The organism is Roseibium sediminicola (assembly GCF_023156505.1).
GTDB classification, from domain to species: domain Bacteria; phylum Pseudomonadota; class Alphaproteobacteria; order Rhizobiales; family Stappiaceae; genus Roseibium; species Roseibium sediminicola.
This window is the reverse complement of record NZ_JALNMJ010000019.1, coordinates 46,045-66,047: the sequence shown is the minus strand read 5'-3', so window position 1 is coordinate 66,047 and position 20,003 is coordinate 46,045. Positions and strand designations below refer to the sequence as shown.

Here is a 20,003-nt window from a genome sequence, read left to right as displayed (position 1 = left end):
ACCTCAGCATGGTTAGGTCCGTTCCCTGCGCGACATGAAGGCGAGCCGTTCGAACAGGTGAACATCCTGCTCGTTCTTCAGCAACGCACCATGCAGCGGCGGAATCAGTTTGGCGCTATCTTGTTGACGAAGGGTTTCAGGGTCAACGTCCTCATTGAGCAGCAGCTTGATCCAGTCGATCAGTTCGGATGTTGAAGGCTTCTTTTTCAGGCCTGGAACGTCGCGCACGTCATAAAACAGGCGCAGGGCTTCGGAGAGGAGCCTTTGTTTGATGCCCGGAAAATGCACTTCGACGATCTCCGTCATGGTGTCCGCGTCCGGGAACTTGATGAAATGGAAGAAGCAGCGGCGCAAAAAGGCGTCCGGCAGGTCCTTTTCGTTGTTGGACGTGATGATTACCACGGGACGCTGCTTCGCCCGCACCGTTTCGCCCGTCTCGTAGACGTGGAACTCCATCCTGTCGAGTTCCAGAAGCAGGTCATTGGGAAACTCGATGTCGGCCTTGTCGATCTCGTCGATCAGCAGCACCGGCCTTTCGGGCGCGTCGAAGGCTTCCCAGAGTTTGCCTTTGCGAATGTAGTTGTTGATGTCCTTGACGCGTTCATCGCCAAGCTGGCTGTCGCGCAGCCGAGACACCGCGTCGTATTCGTAAAGACCCTGCTGCGCCTTGGTCGTGGATTTTACATGCCACTCGATGAGCGGGGCCTTCAGCGCGGCGGCGACCTGCTCGGCAAGCACGGTCTTGCCGGTGCCTGGTTCGCCCTTGACCAAAAGGGGGCGCTCCAGGGCGACTGCCGCATTAACGGCAACTCGCAAATCCTCGGTGGCAATATAGTCTTCAGTTCCTTCAAAGCGCATCGGCCGTCCTTCCTCAATCCGGCGCAAGGTGGCAGGCCGCAATGAACCGCGCAAGCCGTAAAAAGGCACTATTTCAGCAAAGGCCATAGGGGACAGACTTGCCGGTCATGCGGGGAAGTTTTTGCCTGTCTGTGCATGGCTTGCCTGGATGCTTTCAGTCGGCTCACGGCTCTCTTTAGTTCTAACAATCTGACAAATAATGATTTTTTCTGGTGGTGAGGACTTGGCACGGCCTTTGCGGAGATAGGCCGATTATGGGCGTAAGCCCGCGTCAGCAGTGCCCAATCTATCAAGAGGACCTACAATGGGTATTTATGGGGCTATCAACTCGGCCGTCTCCGGATTGGCTGCGCAGGCTACGGCTCTGGAAAATATCTCCGGTAACGTCGCCAACTCGCAGACGACCGGTTTCAAGCGTCTCGACACGACCTTCTCGGATCTCGTCTCCGGTGGCGGAGCCGTTCAGGCTTCCCAGGTGTCCGGTACGACATTCGCCACATCGCGTGCCACCAACACGGTGCAGGGCGATATCACGTCCGTGGACGTGGATACCTACATGGCAATCAACGGCGAAGGCTATTTTGTCGTGACCAAGGCATCGGATGTTGTCGACGGTTCGACCACCTTTGCCGATGAGACTTACTATACCCGTGGCGGCGACTTCGAGCGTGACAAGGAAGGCTACCTGATCAACGCTTCGGGGTATTACCTGCAAGGGTTCGAACTCGACCCGGATACCGGCAATGCGATCGGTGACGATCCGACGGTGATCCAGATCGAGAACCAGCCGCTGGCAGCTTCGGCAACGACGACCGTTGACTATCAGGCCAACCTGCCGCGTGTTCCGCAGACCAACGACTATGACGGATCCGACGAGGACACGGCTCTCCTTGCCGCCGCAGTCGGCGCGGGCAACGTGGCTGTCGCCAACGAAGACGCCTTTCTGGACAGCTCCATTTCCGGCGGGTCGATCACCATTTACAATCAGAACGGTACCGCGATGAATGTCGAGGTCCGCTATGCCAAGACGCTGAATTACGATGCTGGTGTTCCGCAGGACGACACCTGGACGATGTATATCAGTTCCGGTGGTGACGCGGCGACGGCCTATTACGATGTTGGCGACATCACCTTTGACACCACGGGCGCCATGCTGGGCATGACAGCCGGTGCCATCGGTACGGTGAACGGCACCAGCGACGGGTTCGACATCGCGACCCTGACGGTCGGCAGCACGACGGCCTCGAATGTCGAATTCTCCTTCGCCAACGGGTCGCTGACCCAGTATTCCGACCCGGACGGGACAGCAAGCTCCGTCTCTCTGGACCAGGACGGCTATCCGGCCGGTGAGCTGACCGGCGTTGCCGTCGACGATGCCGGTCGGGTGATCGCAAGCTACTCGAATAACCAGCAGCGTGCGGTCTATCAAATTCCGCTGGCAACCTTCGAGGCAGAGCAGAACCTGCAGCGTGTCGACGGAGCGGCGTTCGCGGCAACGGCGTCCTCGGGGGATCCGGATCTGTCCGGTGGTGGCCAGATCCTGTCGAACAAGCTGGAATTGTCGAATGCGGATATCGCCGACGAGTTTTCCAAGCTGATCATCACGCAGCAGGCCTACTCGGCAAACTCGAAGATCGTTACGTCCGCGGACCAGATGCTCGACGATGCTCTGAACATGATCCGGTAATGAGCTCGGGGCCGGCGGGACAACGCCGCCGGTCCCCGGCCAAGTCGCGTAACAGGAAGGAGAAGCCGCTATGGGTCTGACAAGTGCCTTGAATACAGCGGTTTTCGGAATCACCTATAATCAGCGCCAGTTGGACGTCACCGCGACCAACATCGCCAACGCTGACACGGCTGGCTATTCCAAGAAGACAATCTCCGCCGACGTCTACTTCGACGGCATGGGCAACGTTGCCGGCATGAACGCGACGGAGGTTCGCCGTATTCTGGATGAGCAGATCCAGGCGGACTATTTCAATTCTCTGGCTGACACCAACTACGCCAAGCAAATCGCGGAATTCACCGACCGGCTCGATGATATTTTCGGCACTATCGGCGACAAGAGCAGCCTGTCTTCACTGGCAGGGGAGCTGGCGTCCAGTCTGGCCGTTCTGGTCAACGATCCCGGCAACTACGCCGCGCAGAGCGATGTGGTGGCGGTGGCCGATGCGTTTGCCCGTGAACTCAACGCTTCTTACGAGCAGATTGCGGACCTGCGTCAGGAAGCCGACGACCTTCTGGCGAGCCAGACCGACACCGTGAATGGCTTGCTCAGCAGCATCGAAGATATCGACGAGGCGATCCGGGACGCGACGCAGTCAGGTGTTTCAACCGCGGATATGGAAGACGAGCGCGATCGGCTGATCGAGCAGCTGTCAGGTTACCTGGACGTCAATGTCTCCAAGGGCTCGAACGACACGCTGTTCATTCAGACTGCCGATGGACAGCAGCTTTACGCCGACAACCAGGCATCTACCCTGAGCTTCTCGTCTTCGCATTCGCTTCAGCCAGGGCAAAGCGGTAACTCGGTGACCGTCACGACGCCCGGCGGCACGACCTATGATCTGATTGCCGGGTCCCGGTCGGGATCCATGGTGGCGACTGCGGAACTGCGCGACGATATTCTGACCGAAGCCCAGACACAGCTGGATACGATCGCTGCCGAAATCTCGTTGGCCTTTTCCAACGTGACCGTCGAAAGCACCGCGGTAACGGTCGGCCTCGACGACGGTTTCGATCTCGATGTCTCTGCGCTGCAGTCCGGCAACACCATTACGGTCGAATATACCGACACGGGCGGCGTCGCCCAGACGGTGACACTGGTCGGAGTTGATGACGCAACCCTTCTGCCTCTGGTTGATTCCGCGACAGCTAATCCAAATGACACCGTCTACGGGATTGATATCTCAAGTGGAACGCCGGCAACAATCATCACAAACATCATTGCGGCGCTTGGCGGTACGGGCCTGCAGGTCAGCAACAACGGCTCCGATGAACTGCGTGTCCTAGGCGACAACACAGGGCCGACCACGATTGAGAGCCTGACGGCGGATGTCACTGTAACAGGCAGCACCGATCAGGGGCTTGGCCTGGCGATCTTCGTTGACAGCCGGGATGCGCCGGAGCTGTTTTCCGATGCGCTGGAGGATGGCGGCCAAAGGGTTGGCTATGCCAACGCGATCGCCGTCAATCCGGACCTTCTGGCGGACAGCGCGCTTCTCGTGAATTACCAGACCACGCCGACGGCCAACACCGCCAACGACCCGGCGCGCGCTCAATATCTTTCGGAAGCACTGACGTCTTCGACAATCTATTTCGACCCGGGGGCCGGTATCGGCAGTTCCTCGACGCCGTTTCAAGGCAGCGTTATCGACTATGTCAACCAGACCGTGGCCTTCCAGGGAAACCAGGCCGAGGACGCGGCAACCTACGCTGATTCCAAAGAGGCCCTGACCATGAACCTGGCGATCCGCTACGAAGAGAGTTACGCGGTCGATCTCGACACCGAACTCGCCTTCATGGTGCAGCTGGAAAATGCCTACGCGGCCAATGCGCGCGTGATGCAGACCATCAAGGAGCTCTTCGACGAGCTTCTGAACATCGTATAGGGGATAGGTGAGTTATGGCTGTCTCGACCGTTACCACTTCACGGACCTATCTGATCCAACAGTTGGGAGAACTCAACGACACGCTGGCGCAAAAGACCACGCAGCTTGCCCGCGGCAAAGTCGGAACGACCTATGGCGATGTCGGCGACCGGCGTTTGCTCGACATTCAGCTGACCCAGAAGGTCAGCATGATCGAGACCTATCAACAGACCATCACGATTTCCAATCTGCATCTGCAGACGGGCACGATGGCCCTCGACCGGCTGGAGGATATCCGCCAGGATTCCAAGTCCGCGCTCGACACCAACGATTTCATCCTTCAGAATGACGGCCAGACACAGACCCAATCCCGCGCGGAGCTTCTCCTCAACGAAGCCATCAACATCCTGAACACGGAAGTTGCCGGCTATTATGTGTTTGGCGGCACCGATGCCGTCAACGATCCGGTCGCGACGATGGAGGCCATTCTGGATGGGACAACCGGGCGGGACGGCTTGCGCACGTATTTGAGCGAGTTTGCCGCCGCCAACCTGGGCACAAATGAAAACGGCCGTTTGGACACGTCCGCGCTTGTGACCAACTATGCTGGCGCCATTCCGACGGATTCGACCTTCACGATCTCCGAGGACGGTGCACACGATTTCGGTTTCGACATCTCGGCCGTTACCTCGACACTGACCAATGTCACCGTGACGGGGCCTTTGGCGGCAGACCCTGACAGTTTCGACGTCCAGTTCACCGGACAACCCGAACTGGGCGAAACGATATCTCTGGATCTGACCCTGCCGCCGGACCACACCGAGACGATCACGATCGAATTCACGGCTTCGGCAACCGGGGAAGAAGAGGGAACTTTCGCGATCGGAGCGGATCTGGAAGAAACCGCCCAGAACCTGCGGGACGCACTCGAGGCGGAAATCGAAAACCAGGCACAGACAACCTTGCGCGCCGTTTCGGATGAGTGGGCGGCGGAAGAGTTTTTCACCACCTTTGGCGGCGAGGAACCGCAACGCATCGACGGGCCGCCATTTGATACGGCGACCGCCCTGACAGCCGGCGGCTCGACGACCGTGGAATGGTACACGGGCCGCAATGACAGCGTCACCGACCCGCGCGATGACAAGAACGCCGTGATCGACGGCAACCTGACCGTCAATTACGGCGTGCGCGCAAACGAGACAGCTCTTCGTGAGCTTGTTCAGTCCCTGGCCGCCTTTGTGGCGGCGGATTTCTCCGGCGGCACCCAGACCGACGAGGAGTATTACAACGCATTGTCGGCCAATCTCAGATCGACGCTGCATCCCCCTGGTGTCGAACAATCGGGCATTGTCGACATCGCAACGGATATTGCGATTACACATCGGACCGTGTCCCTGACGGAAGACCGCCACGTCCAGATGAAAAACACCTATGAGGGCACGATCGACGAGATCGAAGGGATCGATCAGGACCAGATTGCCGCCGAGATCCTGCAATTGCAGACGAATATCGAGGTGTCTTACCGGGCGTCGTCGATCGTCTTCAACCTGACCCTGTCCGATTACCTCTGACCGGCCAGGAGAAAAGAACCACAAATAGCCCTGGGGGCGACAAAGAAAGGCCGGTGCATTAGCACCGGCCTTTTCTATTTCTGATCGATCGCCGCTGCTATTCGGCTTGCGTCGGCTGGGATCTCAGACCCTCGGCAATCGCGCGATTGATGCTGATGAGAACGTCAATCTTGTTGCTGTCATCCGAGGTGATGATCGACATGGTCTGCTTGAACACGAAGATGCCCAAGGAGGCGATGTTGTTCTTGATATCCTGCGGCAATTCGCTTTCTTTGTCTGTCGCCGAGGTTACCAGGATCGTCCAAAGCTTGCGGTTATAGACCAGCACATCGTCTTTTTCGGCGAGTGAAGATTCCTCCCACTCATCCTTGATCAACTGCAGCTTCGCTGCGGCTTTCATCAGCAGATTCGCTTCCAGCTCCCGAGGCGACACCGCTGCCACCTGGGCTGTTTTCTGGTAAGCCTGCGCTGCCTGTTTGTACATGACTGATCAGCGTCCCTTCATACTCAATGAGCTTACGTGCTTCTTTCAGTGCTTTGTAAAAGGCGCCGGTTAGGATGGCGTTACTTATCCTGGTAACGTAAGGGATCGTACTCGGTGCAGCCTTCACAATGTCATTGACGAGGATGAAGTAATTCTCCTGAATTCTTTCGATATCCGTCGACAGATACATCAGTTGCACGGCCAGATAGACACGTTTGGCAGGCGTATCTGCCGTGGCCGGCGTGAGAATGTCCTTTTCTCTCAGAATGGGAGCCTGGCCTTCGATAAACAGGCGGGTGCGCTGATTATCATTGGTGATAACACTGTCCCCGATGATAATCCGTTCGCCCGGTTTCAGCTCGACCTTGAGCGCCATTCCGTGACCTCCACGCATGAGTATCGCTGCGAAACGTTAACGAAAGCGTTAACGCATACTCGCGATACCTTAATGATAATTGCCGCCGGTGTTAACCGAACAGGCTCAACACGCTCTGGTCCGCCTGGTTTGCAAGCGACAGAGCGGTTGACGACAGCTGCTGGCGCGTCTGCAGAGCCAGCATGTTGGCGCCTTCCTCATTCATGTCGGCGATCGTCAGTTCGCCGGCGCCGACTTCAAGCGTGTTGATCATGTGCTGGGTGAAATCCGTGCGGATTTCAACCGTGGACAGCGCGGTGCCCATAGCGCGGGCCGCGGATCGGAGCTCGTCCAGCGCCGCGTTGATCGCCTGCAGCGTCCGGTCGATATCCGTGTCGGTCTTGAACTCGGAAGCGGCCGCCGACAACGCCACCGTGCCCGAGCCGCTGCCCAGGGTCATCCGATTGAAATCGGCATTGCTGCTGGAGATGTCGAAAGAGACCTCGCCGATGAGCGATATGCTGCCACCGGAAAAGGTGGCATCAAGGCCCTTCACGTTGTCGATGAAGGTGACCAGGTCACTAACCGTTGTTTCATCGTCGATTTCAATCGACGCCGGTTCGAAGCCGTTGCCGTCCGTTATGGTGATCGTGTCGCCAGCCTGAAATCCGCCCGATGAGATCAGTGTCGCCGTCGAGCTCAGCGCGGACACTGTCAGCGTTGACGTTGTGCCGCCGGTGTCGCCACCGTCCGTCGCCGTGCCGCCACCAGAGTTGTCCTTGGAAATATACAGTGCGTTGTCCAGGCCGGACGTGATGGTGATGGAATCCGTCGCCTCGTCGAAGCTCGCGTGAACGCCGCTCAGATCGTTCAGCGCGTCCACATAGTCCTGAACAGTGGTGATGTCTGTTCCGACGGTGAAGTTCGTCGTGCCGGAAGAATCGGTCACGGAAACGATGTCGCCGTTGGCCCAGTCGCCAAGATCGGTCAGATTTGAAGAGGCCTGCAGGCCGCCAAGGCTCAGCGTGGTGGTGCCGCCATAAAGGTTGAATGCGGAGGTGCCGGTCCCGCCCGGGTCAAGATCGTCCAGATTGAGACCGTCGTCCAGCGTCGTGTCGGTGAAATCGACCGGATTGACCGTCAGGTTGGACGTGCTGTCCTCGTTGAAGATGACTTCCAGTTCGTTGCCTGCGCCTGCCAGAAGGTTCTTGCCCTTGTAGCTGGAGTCCCGGGCCATGTCCTCGATCTGCTCAAGCAGGTCGTTGTACTGGCTGGTGAACTGCTTGCGCTCGTATTCACTGGAGGTCTGAAGGGCCTGGTTGGCGATCGCCTTTGCTGATTCGACCAGCTTGGTGATCGAGGTGATGCCCTTGTCAGCCGCCCGGATGGTCTGGACCGACTGGCCCATATTGTCGAGCAGGTTGGTGAGGTCGCTCGCCCGGTCGTTCAGGGATTGCGCCGTGAAGAAGGAGTTCGGATTGTCGAGCGCCGTGTTGACTTTCAGACCGGTCGCCAAGCGCGTCTGCGTTATCGACTGCAGATCCGCCGTTTGCTTCAGTGACAGGAGATTGTCCCGGACAGCACTGGAGAGAACAATATCAGGCATCAGACTTCACCGCTTTTCCTGTTCAGTACCCGCCGAGGGAAATCGCAAGACGTTGTAGTTAAGTCCGCACCCTCGCCGTAAATCTAAATGGAAAGTTAATCACCGATGCATCTGTTAACTTACCGTAAATAAAAGTTACCAAAAGGTTTCTTTTAAGGCACTGAAAAACAACAGGAAATTCTAGCGATCTGTAAGGCGGTCCCCGACCAAAAAGAAAACGGCGAACCGATGGTCCGCCGTTTGCAAGTCTTCTCGGGAGAATCAATCGTCTGACTGATTCTGCTTGAATTAGAAGAGGGATAGCACTGTCTGGTCGGCCTGGGAGGCGAAGGACAGGGATGTCGATGCCAGCTGCTGACGGGTCTGCAGGGCCAGCAGATTTGCACCTTCTTCGTTGGTATCGGCCAGGGTCAAAAGACCTGCACCTTCCTGCAAAGTATTGATCATCGTCTTGGTGTAGTCTTGACGGATCTCAACGGTAGACAGGTTGGTACCGAATTCGGAAGCCTGGGATCTCAGGTTGCTGAGAGCCGTGTTCAGGCGGTCGACCACGCGGCTGATGTCCGAGTCTGTCGCGAAACCGCTGTCGGACAGTGCGGACAGGGTCACGCCAGTGGTGTTCGCGGTAAATGCGTCGCTGGCAAAGTCCGAGTTATCACTGGTGAGCGACAGATCCACGTCCGAGGTAATGTCCAGGCGGCCGGACGAGGCATTGAAGGTCGCTTCAACGCCGTTGAAGTCGTCAATGAAGTTTTCCAGATCATCGACGGTGGTGTCGTCTTCGATTTCCAGCGAGCCCAGTTCGAAGCCGTTGCCGTCCGTCAGAGTCAGCGTGTCGCCAACCGCGAAGGAGCCGGTGTCGGAGAGCAGGGCGCCGGTCGAAGCCAGAGCCGTTGCAGCCACTTCGAAGGTGGACAGAGCGGCGGAGTGCGTGTCGACAGTGTCAGAGATGTGGAAATCCTGGTCACTGTAGATGGTCAGCTCACCGCTGGTGTCATCGAACTCAGCGCGAACACCGGAGATGCTGTTGAGGCTGTCGACCAGATCCTGAACGGTCGCACCTGCGGTCACCGTGTCGGAACCGGAGATGATGGCGTTCGGGCTGTCGATCGCGTCAACGAATTCCAGAGTGGTCGTGGTCGAGATCACGTTGGATTCTGACAGCGAGGACGCCGAGTTCAGCGTCGTGGTGCCGTCGGTCAGCGTGATGGTCGTCTTGCCGCCCTGGAGGGTGAAGGAGGTGGTCGAGCCCTGGCCTTCCGCCAGTGCCGAAAGGTTCAGGCCGGTGGAGAGCGCAGTGTCGGTGTAGTCGACCGCTTCAATCGTCAGTTTGGACGTGGAGTCTTCGTTGAAGATCGTGGTCAGGTCGTTGCCGTCGCCGGCCAGCAGGTTCTTGCCCTTGTAGGAACTGTCCTTCGCGACATCTTCGATTTGCTCGAGCAAGTCATTGTACTGCTCGGTAAACTTCTTGCGCTCGTACTGGCTCTGGGTCTGCAGTGCCTGATTGGCTTTTGCCTTGGCGGTTTCCACCAGGTCGGTGATGGTTTGGATGCCCTTGTCGGCCGCCTTGATCGTCTGCAGGGACTGGCCCATGTCGTCCAGAAGAGTGGACAGGTCATTGGCGCGGGAGTTCAGACCGGAGGCCGTGAAGAAACTGTTCGGGTTGTCCAGCGCAGAGTTCACCTTAAGACCGGTCGCCAGCTTGTTCTGGACACCGGACATAAGATCGGCTGTGGACTGGAGCGTGAGGAGGTTCTGCCGCACGGCAGCTGACAGGGTAATATCCTGCATCTGACTATCCCTTTCCTGGGTCACATTTCAGCTGCTCTTCCTGAGCAGGTTGCCTTGGATCATTGATTGTTAACCTTAATCAATGGTTAAACGCTTGAAATTTAGGGTTAGTAGAGCGTTAACGCCGGTGGCGGGGTCGCAAGGAATCCTGATGGAAAGGGGATGGGTTTGCGCCTGCCAAGGCGAAGAAATGACAGTGTGAAAATCGCCCTGGAACCGGCCCCGGAATTTTTTAGCGCCAAGGCGGTTCGCTTCGGTGCGCGGGAATCCGCCATTTTGGAAACGCCGACCGGCCCGATTGGCCTGCGACACAACAAAAAGGTCAAAAAAAGTTCGTGCCGGTTTTGGGAAGGGGCGTCGCCTGCCCGGGGCGCGGGGCAAATACGGAAATTCTCTTCAAGGCAGTCCTGAGCACGTTGACCGCAAGGAAAACGGACGAGCGTGTTGTGGAGCAGGCGGGACCGATGCTGGAATCGAATCGAGGCGTTCGCGGCCCCAGAAAAAGAAAAAGCGGGCCAAAGCCCGCTTTCCCTGTTTTGGAGAAGTCTTTCTGACTTAGAAGAGACGCAGAACGTTCTGGTCTGCCTGTGCTGCGAAGGACAGCGAAGTCGACGCCAGGCTCTGACGGGTCTGCAGAGCCAGGAGGTTTGCACCTTCTTCGTTGGTATCGGCCAGGGTCAGGAGGCCAGCACCTTCTTCCAGCGTGTTGATCAGGTTCTTGGTGAAGTCCTGACGGTTTTCCACGATGGAGAGGTTGGTACCGAACTCGGAAGCCTGGGTCCGGAGCGAACTCAGCGCCGTGTTCAGACGGTCAACCACGCGGTTGATGTCGGAATCGGTTGCGAAGCCACTGTCGGAGATTGCCGAGAGCGAAACGCCGGTCGTGTTGGCAGAGAAGGCATCGCTCGCGAAGTCGGCGTTGTCACTGGTAAGCGACAGATCGACTTCAGAGGTGATGTCCAGACGGCCGGACGAAGCGTTGAAGGATGCAGAGACGCCCTGGAAGTCGTTGACGAAGTTCGTCAGGTCATCGACGGAGGTGTCGTCTTCGATTTCCAGCGAGCCCAGTTCGAAGCCGTTGCCGTCCGTCAGGGTCAGCGTGTCGCCAACCGCGAAGGAGCCGGTGTCGGAGAGCAGGGCGCCGGTCGAAGCCAGAGCCGTTGCAGCCACTTCGAAGGTGGACAGAGCGGCGGAGTGCGTGTCGACAGTGTCAGAGATGTGGAAATCCTGGTCACTGTAGATGGTCAGCTCACCGTTGGTGTCATCGAACTCAGCGCGAACACCGGAGATGCTGTTGAGGCTGTCGACCAGGTCCTGAACGGTCGCACCTGCGGTCACCGTGTCGGAACCGGAGATGATGGCGTTCGGGCTGTCGATCGCGTCAACGAATTCCAGAGTGGTCGTGGTCGAGATCACGTTGGAATCAGACAGCGATGAGCTGGAGTTCAGCGTCGTGGTGCCGTCGGTCAGCGTGATGGTCGTCTTGCCGCCCTGGAGGGTGAAGGAGGTGGTTGCGCCCTGACCTTCAGCCAGATCCGAAAGGTTCAGACCGGTGGACAGGGAAGAGTCGGTGTAGTCGACCGCGTCGATCGTCAGCTTGGACGTGGAGTCTTCGTTGAAGATAGTGGTCAGGTCGTTGCCGTCGCCGGCCAGCAGGTTCTTGCCCTTGTAGCCGGCGTCTTTCGCCAGATCCTCGATCTGGGTCAGAAGCTCATTGTACTGAGACGCAAACTGCTTGCGCTCGTACTGGCTCTGGGACTGAAGGGCCTGATTTGCTTTTGCCTTGGCGGACTCAACCAGCTTGGTGATGCTGGAAATACCTTCATCAGCAGCTTTCAGCGTCTGAACCGACTGGCCCATGTCGTCCAGAAGGGTCGACAGGTCGTTTGCACGAGAGGTCAGGCCAGAAGCCGTGAAGAAGCTGTTCGGGTTGTCCAGAGCAGAGTTCACTTTCTTACCGGTCGCCAGTTTGTTCTGGACGTCGGACATGAACGATGCGGTTTGCTGGAGAGTGTTAAGGTTCGAACGAACCGCGCTGGACAGAGTAATGTCAGCCATAGTGTTTCCTTTCTAGGAATACGAGATACTCAGATCCGTCCTGGATCCGGCGGCCATTAATGCGCGCTTGTCTAAAACAATTTCTAAAGAAACAAGGTTAGCGGATATTAACCTTAACGTCCGGTAACTCCTTGCAAATAATGATGTTTCTGTTTGCGGTTGAAGGTGTTGTTTATGAAGGGGTTGGCGGGGTGCGAGAAAGCTTTCGCAGCAGGCGGACGGCAAATCACAGCGATGTTTGGACGGGTGCGATCCGCGCTGAAAAACCGAATATCGGGCGCCAGAAGCCCCTTTTAGAGCGAAACTGTTAACCGGTGGATTGTGTAGGGGGGGCGGGGAGGCGAAACCCTCAGCTCCAGAAGCCATGGGTGATGGAATGTTGGCCGGCGAAAGGATCAAACAAGGTAGGCGTTGATACTGGGGAGCGAGTTTGCAGACAAGCGGGTAGATGCCGGAACCGAACGATCCGCAGTGAAGTATCCGAGTTGGGGTCAGACGACGCGTTGGAAAGCCTGGGCGCTGTCCTGGGTCTGCTGGGTTTCGACGGTCTTGGAGTAGGCGCGCAGGCGCAAGAGGGTTTCGCTCGGGATCTGCCGAACGACATTGCCGGTTTCCGTGTTGGTGGCAATGTAGACGAGGCTCTCGCTGTCCTCATCGATGATATTCTGGCGCTCGACGGTCGGCGTATACCGTTCCAGCAGCGAACGCTGGTCGCGTTCGTTGTTCGCAGCCCTCTGGCTGTTTTCGGTTTCCGTCGGCGGAGACACCGTCTCTTCAGCCGGCAGATCCGTCTTGGCGGAAGGCTCGTTCCGTTCCGGAGCCCGCGTAGCCGGCGTGATCGCCGTATACGTCGGCGATGGCGGCCGGGCCAGTCCCGTGTCCAACATCTTTCCCTCCGGGTTAATCAACACATATACCCGTGCACCGTCGAATATAACGTAAGGGAATGAATCCTCTGTTAACGGAATGATTAGAATTTTAAGGGTCCGGATCTATCCGCTTGCGCGCGTTCCTGATTCGTTGCCAAGGGTGAAATCCGTTGTATATTAGAAGACCTTGATAGCTTTTCTGAGGCATAGAAAGACACCGCCCAAAGGACGGTGTCTTGTAACCTTCGCATTTGAATGAAGGAAGTAACCAGTCTAAAGGGACTGGTTGACCGCGATGCCCCGTGCCGATTGCGGGCCGGTCGGTGCCGAGCCGTTGCGGCCATAGGTCGTAGGCGCCGTGGCGTTCTTGGCTCCGGCCACCTTGGCCACCGTGGAGACGATGTTGTTGGCAACGTCGCGCGCCGTGGAAAGAACCGCCAGGTTGATGCGCAGAACGGGCTGGAATTCGCCGTGCTGCCGCCGGAGGTTCTGGGTTGCGGCCGGCGCCAGGTTGCCAAGCGCGACCGCGTGTTCCTTCGCAGTCATCATGCCGCGCGTGTATTCATGGATCAGCCGGGCCTTATCCGCCTGCAGCTCACCGGCTTCCCGGAGTTTGCCGGCCCGCACCAGATCCGTCTCCATCTCGATGACGGACAAGAGAGCTTCCATGGTGCCGGAGAGCGCGGAGCAGAAGTTCTCAGCGTCCTGCTGACTGGTTGGCCGTTCCAGTGAAAACGGAAAGGCTGTTGCGTTCGGTTGTGCGGTCATCTTGCGCCCTCCTGCAATGCGAGCAGTTCACGTTCCACGCTGTCGGCAAGGCCGATGCCGCCGCTGTCGGCAATGGTGCGTGCATATTCGTCGATCAAAAGGCTCTGCCAGGCGTCGGACCCGGTGCCGCCGCCCCAGGCGCCACCGTTCTCAAGGCCGGTGAACATGTTCTGGAGCATGTTGTTCAGGAACACCGCTTCAAATTCCTCGGCAGCTGCACGGACCGCGGTCTTGTTGGTTGCGTCGAGGCCGCGCAGAGCATCCTGGGGTGTCGGCCGGGCTGTCGCCGGTGCCGTTTGAGGTGAAATCAGGTCAAGCATCACAGCACCTCGATCTCGGCTTGCAGGGCGCCACTGGCCTTGATGGCCTGCAGGATGGAAATCATGTCGCGCGGGCCGATTCCCAGGGCGTTCAACCCGTCGACAAGCTGTTTCAAGGTAACGGTTTCCGGGACAATTGCCAGTTTCGTTCCATTGTCATCCACCGACACTTCCGAACGGGGCACGACAGTTGTCTCGCCATTCGCAAAGGGCAGGGGCTGGGACACTTGCGGCGTTTCCGCGATGGTCACGGTCAGATTGCCCTGGGCAACGGCGACCATGGACACCTTCACGTCCTGACCCATCACGATAATGCCGGAATTCTCGTCGATCACGATGCGGGCGGCGAGGTCTGGTTCGACGATCAGCTGCTCGATGTCGGTCAGAAGGTCGACAATGTTGCCGTCATATTGCTGCGGCAGGTTCAGCTGAACGGTTGCCGGATCCAGCGGTTCGGCGGTCGGCATGCCGATTAGTTCGTTGATGGACAATGCGACCCGGCGGGCAGTGGTCAGATCCGGATTGCGCAGGGCGAGCCGCAGGGTGGTCAGCGAGGCGAGCTTGAAATCCAGCTCGCGTTCCACCAGACCGCCATTGGCGATACGGCCCGCCGTCGGCACGCCGCGCACCACGGAGGCCGCGTCCGCCTGGGCGGAAAAGCCGCCGATCGCGACCGAGCCTTGAGCGATTGCGTAGACTTCACCATCCGCGCCGACCAGAGGCGTGACCAGCAAAGTGCCGCCCTGAAGCGAGTCCGCGTCGCCGAGCGCGCTGACATTGACGTCAATGCGCGTGCCCTGTGTGGAGAAGGGCGGCAGGTTGGCCGTGACCATGACCGCCGCCACCGTGTTGGTGTTGAGGTCGACGTTCCGGGTATTGACGCCGAGCCGTTCCAGCATGGCCTGGAGGCTCTGCTGGGTGAAGGGGGAGTTGTTGAGGCTGTCGCCGGTGCCGTTCAGGCCAACGACCAGGCCGTAGCCGATCAGCTGGTTTTCACGAATGCCTTCAAAATCCGCGATGTCCTTGATGCGCGAAGCCGCTTCCGCCGGTGTTAGAATGGCAACCGCGCCGAACAGGCAAAGTGCGGTTGCCAGGACGAACCGTCCAAAGGTCTCGAAGATCGTGTCGCCTAAATGTCGCATTACTACTTCTGGCCTGCCATTCAAGGAACCGGCGCATGGACCGGCGTACTAAGTCGACTTGCGTAATGCGAGAGCCGTGCCACTTTCAGAGGTGCACCGGGTCTTTTCCGCAAAGTGACGGGATTCTGGGCCTATTTCTGGTAGGATGGCGAGCATATCCACGCAAAACCGTTGGGCGGGGTTAAAGTTTTGTGTTTGCTACCCGGCAAATGTTGCCTCCTTCATAAGGACTCATTTACCCTTCTCGGCAGATTCTGACAGGTGATCCGGTGGTTTGCGCCAGGATTGCGGTCGGACCATTGGAAGATCGAACATGCGCATCACTGGCAATAAACCCATCACCGGCGTTCAGGGCAAAAGTGCCAAGAAAGGCAAAAGCTCGAGTTCGGAGTCCTTTGCTCCCGACTTCGGGAGCGAGGTTGTGTCCTCGTCGCAGACGGCTGGTGGATCGGCGATCCAGGGCATGGATGCCCTGCTGGCGCTCCAGGAAGTGGACGAACGGGCGGAACGCCGCTCGCGCGCTGCCAGGCATGGCCATTCCCTGCTGGACACTTTGGAAACCGTGCGCACCGATCTGCTGGCGGGCCAGGTCTCCGAGGACCGGCTGGAGTTGCTTGCCCGTCAGGTTTCGAAACGACTCGAAAGCGGCGATCCGAAAATTGATTCGGTGCTGGAAGAGATTGAATTGCGTGTGAAAGTCGAGCTTGCCAAGCTTGGCCGATTCCCCGACTGAGCGGCGGGCCAAACGGTTAAACTTTGCCGCAAAACTGTCTAAAAGTTACGCAACGGATTGAAAGATATAAACTTTCCTTGATGCCATTTTCTGCAAATGAACCGTTGTAGGCAGAGGGAAGCGGCTATATATTGCGCCCGGCATAACGGTAATCCGGAGCTATCGATGACGGTTGAAATTGAGTCTGAATATCGACCCTCGGAAGACGAGCCGTTCATGAATGACAGGCAGCGTGAATATTTTCGAAACAAGCTGCTTGCATGGAAAGAAGAGATCCTGAAGGAGAGCAAGGAAACGCTTACCAACCTTCAGGAGGAAAGCCAGAACCACCCCGATTTCGCCGACCGGGCGTCCTCTGAAACCGACCGCTCCATCGAGCTGCGGGCCAGGGACCGTCAACGCAAGCTGATTTCAAAGATTGACGATGCTTTGGAACGGATCGCAGACGGCAGCTACGGCTATTGCGAAGAAACCGGGGAACCCATTTCCCTGCGGCGCCTTGAGGCACGGCCGATCGCGACCTTGTCGATCGAAGCCCAGGAAGCGCATGAGCGCCGGGAAAAGGTTTATCGCGACGACTGATTTCCAGAAAACGGCCGATCCGCCGGCAACAGGCGGATCCGAATGACTTTCAAAACCTTCCCCCCTGTGGGAAGGTTTTTTTATGTCATTGTTATCGCTGCTCTAAAAACAAGCTCATTTTGAGGAGGACTGTCAGGTCCGTCTCGAAGGATCGGCCACACGTTCGAACAAGCGGCCGGTCAGTCAAGAAAGCGCGTTCACGCTGCTTCAAGTTGCGGTTTGATTCTGGGAGCCGTTCAACGAAAACGGCTCCCAGAATACACCTGCTTCCGCGTTCAGAGCGTGATCCGATACTGCGCGAAGCCGTCGGCGCCGTCGCCGGCCGGTTCGATCCGCACACCCTCGACCGAGGCGGCGTGGTCGGCACCACCCGGGCCGGTTTCAAACAGAACCGTGGTGTCCGGAACCGGACGGAAGCGCCAGTTGGCGTCCGCCGACGGGTTGATCGTGCCCTGTTCGACAATGTAGCGCACCAGCACGTCCCGGTTGGTGTCCGGGCCGACAAAGACCACGACTTCGTCGTTGATGCCGGGGAAATTGCCGCCGCCGCCGGCGCGGTAATTGTTGGTGGCGACGATGAACGTGTCGTCGAAATTCAGCGGCTTGCCGCCAAACTCCAGCTTCACGATGCGGTTGGCGTCCGGATTGATCAGCTCGCCCTTTGAATCGTATTTCGACGGCTGGGTGAGGTCGATCTCGTAAGTGATCCCGTCAATGACGTCGAAATTGTAGCTCGGGAAGTCCGGGTTGATCAGCGGCTGATCGGCCTTGCCCGGTTCCACCTGCTGGAAGATGCCGGCGGAACGTTCCAGCCATTCCTTGACCGTGCCGCCCTTGATGGCGACCGCGCGCACCGTGTTCGGATAAAGATAGAGGTCCGCGACATTCTTGATGGCGACATCGCCGACCGGCACATCGGTGTAATAGTCCGGGCCACCGCGGCCGCCCGCCTTGAAAGGAGCGGCAGCGGAGAGCACCGGCAGGCCCTCCCATTCCGTGCCCTTCATCATCTGCTCGATGTACCAGGTCTGGGCCTTGGAGACGATCTGGACACTCGGGTCGTCGGCAACGAGGGCGAAGTAGGAATGCAGCGGCGCGGAGGTCTTGCCGACCGGGCGGCGGACATATTGCAGCGTTGCTTCGTGGTCTTCCTTGACCGCGTCCAGAACATCCTGCTGGCTCTCGACCAGCGGCGTGACCGTGCGGCCTTCCTTTTCATAGATCGAGCGGGCTTCGGTCATGAAATTGGCGACCCGCCAGCCGTTGCCGTCGCGCTCGATCATCAGGTCGATCACACCCAGATGCGAGCCCCAGAAACCGCCCATGGCGGCCGGTTTGCCGAAGAGCGTTCCCTTTTCGGCGTCAACGCCCGGCAGGCCTTCATATTGCGGCCCCGGGAACACCAGGTGATGGTGGCCGGTGAAGACGGCGTCGATGCCGTCGACGGCGGCAAGATGCAGGGAGGCGTTTTCCATACCTTCGGCATAGTCGTTGGCGTCAATGCCGGAATGGGAGAGGGCGATGACGAGGTCGCAGCCCTGTTCGCGCATTTCCGGCACGAAGGCCCTGGCGGTGGTAACGATGTCGCGTGCGCTGGCGTTGCCCTCCAGGTGGCGCCGGTCCCAGTTCATGATCTGCGGCGGCACGAAGCCGATGAAGCCGATCTTGATCGGGGCCTTGTTGCCTGCGCCGTCGGTGATCTCCTTTTCGACGATCACGTAAGGCTTCAGGAACAGGCTGTCGTCACGGGCGCTGGCGGCCAGCGTCGTGCCCTTGACCAGGTTGGCGCAGACGACCGGAAAATTGGCCCCGGACAGGACTTTCATCATGAAGTCCAGGCCATAGTTGAATTCGTGGTTGCCCAGGGTGCCGGCGTCAAAGTTCAGGACATTCATGCCCTTGATGACCGGGTGAATGTCGCCTTCGCGCATGCCGCGTTCATAAGCGACGAAGTCGCCCATCGGGTTGCCCTGCAGGAAGTCGCCATTGTCGACCAGCACCGAATTGGTGGCCTCGTTCCGGATCTGACGGATCAAGGTTGCGGTGCGGGCGAGGCCCGCCGTGTCCACCGGGCGGTCGCCGTAATAATCATAGGGAAACACATGGACATGAAGGTCGGTGGTTTCCATCAGACGGATATGGGCGGTACCTTCCTTTGCCAGCGCGGAATAGGGGTGCAGCGCCGTGGCAAGGCCGGTCGCCGCGGCGCCCATAAGCAGGCTGCGCCGGGAAAGGGAAAAATCGTTGATCGTGGACATGAATAAGCTCCTGTTCGGCCGCACGGCCGTCAGCGGGTTTTGCGACGCCCAGGTTACAACCGTGTGACGGATCAGGCTGCCTTAACTGTCATTTTTGTCAAGGCGTTACGGTGCATCTGGTGGAGGTGGCCACAGCGTTCTGAAAAGTCTGCCGTCAGAAATCCAGGTTTTCCCTGAGGAAGGCGAGAACATCCTCCTGGACGGATTTGAACTCCAGCAAACCGTGTTTGTCCGCGATGGTGTCGTCGCCATACACGATGGATCTGCTGCCGTTGTCCGGGTTCAGGAATGGCGCGCAATTGCCGCTTGTCCATTGATTTTGATACCAGGGGTCCCGTTCACCGACCAGAGTCAAAACCGGTTCATCCTCGCGCGCGTTGACGCCTTTGTCTTCTTGCCAGGGCGTGTGGCATGTCCAGCCTTCCGCGACCCTGGCCTTGACCCGTTGCCGCTCGTTTTGCGGCTCGAACGATGTGGTAGTCATCGCGCCCTCGCTGAAACCGATCAAAACGATGTTCTCATCGTCGACAATCGAGATCTGCCGTGCCTGTTCGATGGCATGTCCGGCATCGTTGCGTCTGAGTGTCATGGTGCCGCGAAACAACCCGCCCTCGCGGGTTTCCACATTGCAGGACCGCGGATAGACCTCCCGGGCCAGACTGGCCGGCGCGATGACAAGGAAGCCGTTGTCCGCAAAGAACCTGATCCGTTCATGAGTGCCCGGCCAGAATCCGCTGCAGCCGTGCAGGTAAATGACAGTCGGCAGTTTCCGGTCGATCCCCGTTGTTTGCTTCTGCAGGTCCTCGGTTGTTACCTGTCTGGACTGTCCTGCCGCGGTTGGAACCCGAACGATGGCCGCTTGCCATGTCCGCTCCAGCTCAAGCGGATCGTTCCAGTGTTTCCAGCTGAGATCGGCGGGCGCAGAGAACATCTTGGTGCTGTTGTGCAGGCCCTGATCCTGCGCCAAGGCGTGAGCTGTCGCGGTGACGGCGCTTACAAACGCGATCGCGGCTGCCAT

The 20,003-nt window shown here is 58.4% G+C and carries 17 protein-coding genes; 5 read left to right on the top strand and 12 right to left on the bottom strand.

The genetic code is table 11. From position 1 onward, the window contains the following. Positions 1 to 12: 12 nt before the first annotated feature. Entirely contained in the window at positions 13 to 858 is an 846-nt protein-coding gene (locus tag M0H32_RS22185) for an AAA family ATPase (RefSeq protein ID WP_248157716.1), read from the bottom strand. A 304-nt stretch (positions 859 to 1,162) separates the two neighbouring features. Between M0H32_RS22185 and M0H32_RS22180 the strand changes: the two genes are divergently transcribed. The 3 genes from M0H32_RS22180 (at position 1,163) to M0H32_RS22170 (ending at position 6,019) form a co-directional block, all read left to right on the top strand. Next, the gene (locus M0H32_RS22180) at positions 1,163 to 2,545 is read left to right on the top strand and encodes a flagellar hook protein FlgE (RefSeq protein WP_248157715.1); all 1,383 of its coding nucleotides are present in this window, start codon (positions 1,163 to 1,165) and stop codon (positions 2,543 to 2,545) included. 70 nt (positions 2,546 to 2,615) lie between these two features. Further along, positions 2,616 to 4,469 carry a flagellar hook-associated protein FlgK gene (flgK, locus tag M0H32_RS22175; protein WP_248157714.1) on the top strand — a complete coding sequence of 618 codons (1,854 nt, stop codon included), beginning with the start codon at positions 2,616 to 2,618 and terminating at the stop codon, positions 4,467 to 4,469. Positions 4,470 to 4,483: 14 nt separating this feature from the next. Next, positions 4,484 to 6,019 carry a flagellar protein gene (locus tag M0H32_RS22170; protein WP_248157713.1) on the top strand — a complete coding sequence of 512 codons (1,536 nt, stop codon included), beginning with the start codon at positions 4,484 to 4,486 and terminating at the stop codon, positions 6,017 to 6,019. A gap of 97 nt (positions 6,020 to 6,116) precedes the next feature. On the opposite strand, the gene flaF is transcribed toward M0H32_RS22170, so the two are convergent. From flaF to M0H32_RS22125, 9 genes are all read right to left on the bottom strand, one after another. Next, on the bottom strand, positions 6,117 to 6,452 hold the full coding sequence (flaF, locus tag M0H32_RS22165) for a flagellar biosynthesis regulator FlaF (RefSeq protein ID WP_248157775.1): 336 nt from the start codon (positions 6,450 to 6,452) through the stop codon (positions 6,117 to 6,119). Further along, a complete protein-coding gene (gene flbT, locus M0H32_RS22160; protein ID WP_248157712.1) occupies positions 6,382 to 6,879 on the bottom strand; it encodes a flagellar biosynthesis repressor FlbT in 498 nt (165 codons plus the stop codon). The genes flaF and flbT overlap by 71 nt, the downstream gene beginning before the upstream one ends. A 91-nt stretch (positions 6,880 to 6,970) precedes the next feature. After that, positions 6,971 to 8,464, bottom strand: coding sequence for a flagellin N-terminal helical domain-containing protein (locus M0H32_RS22155; protein ID WP_248157710.1), 1,494 nt, complete (start codon positions 8,462 to 8,464; stop codon positions 6,971 to 6,973). Positions 8,465 to 8,752: 288 nt separating this feature from the next. Further along, positions 8,753 to 10,255: a flagellin N-terminal helical domain-containing protein gene (locus tag M0H32_RS22150; RefSeq protein WP_248157708.1), complete on the bottom strand. Its 1,503-nt coding sequence runs from the start codon at positions 10,253 to 10,255 to the stop codon at positions 8,753 to 8,755. Between the two features lie 555 nt (positions 10,256 to 10,810). Continuing rightward, positions 10,811 to 12,313: a flagellin N-terminal helical domain-containing protein gene (locus M0H32_RS22145; protein ID WP_248157706.1), complete on the bottom strand. Its 1,503-nt coding sequence runs from the start codon at positions 12,311 to 12,313 to the stop codon at positions 10,811 to 10,813. Positions 12,314 to 12,804: 491 nt separating this feature from the next. Then, complete coding sequence (locus M0H32_RS22140; RefSeq protein ID WP_248157704.1) at positions 12,805 to 13,200, bottom strand: flagellar protein FlaG; 396 nt, start codon at positions 13,198 to 13,200, stop codon at positions 12,805 to 12,807. A 255-nt stretch (positions 13,201 to 13,455) separates the two neighbouring features. After that, a complete protein-coding gene (locus M0H32_RS22135; protein WP_248157702.1) occupies positions 13,456 to 13,950 on the bottom strand; it encodes a flagellar protein FlgN in 495 nt (164 codons plus the stop codon). Continuing rightward, entirely contained in the window at positions 13,947 to 14,270 is a 324-nt protein-coding gene (locus tag M0H32_RS22130) for a rod-binding protein (protein WP_248157699.1), read from the bottom strand. Before M0H32_RS22130 ends, M0H32_RS22135 begins: the two co-directional genes overlap by 4 nt. Then, a complete protein-coding gene (locus M0H32_RS22125) occupies positions 14,270 to 15,412 on the bottom strand; it encodes a flagellar basal body P-ring protein FlgI (protein WP_248157697.1) in 1,143 nt (380 codons plus the stop codon). Before M0H32_RS22125 ends, M0H32_RS22130 begins: the two co-directional genes overlap by 1 nt. A gap of 313 nt (positions 15,413 to 15,725) precedes the next feature. On the opposite strand from M0H32_RS22125, the gene M0H32_RS22120 reads away from it, so the two are divergent. After that, on the top strand, positions 15,726 to 16,145 hold the full coding sequence (locus M0H32_RS22120) for a flagellar assembly protein FliX (RefSeq protein WP_248157696.1): 420 nt from the start codon (positions 15,726 to 15,728) through the stop codon (positions 16,143 to 16,145). Between the two features lie 165 nt (positions 16,146 to 16,310). Continuing rightward, positions 16,311 to 16,727, top strand: coding sequence for an RNA polymerase-binding protein DksA (dksA, locus tag M0H32_RS22115; protein WP_248157695.1), 417 nt, complete (start codon positions 16,311 to 16,313; stop codon positions 16,725 to 16,727). Positions 16,728 to 17,002: 275 nt separating this feature from the next. Here dksA and M0H32_RS22110 read toward each other — a convergent pair whose 3' ends face one another. Together M0H32_RS22110 and M0H32_RS22105 are read right to left on the bottom strand one after the other, a co-directional pair. Then, positions 17,003 to 18,985, bottom strand: a complete 1,983-nt coding sequence (locus M0H32_RS22110) for a bifunctional 2',3'-cyclic-nucleotide 2'-phosphodiesterase/3'-nucleotidase (protein WP_248157694.1) — start codon at positions 18,983 to 18,985, stop codon at positions 17,003 to 17,005. Between the two features lie 154 nt (positions 18,986 to 19,139). Beyond that, on the bottom strand, positions 19,140 to 20,003 hold the full coding sequence (locus M0H32_RS22105) for a dienelactone hydrolase family protein (RefSeq protein ID WP_248157693.1): 864 nt from the start codon (positions 20,001 to 20,003) through the stop codon (positions 19,140 to 19,142).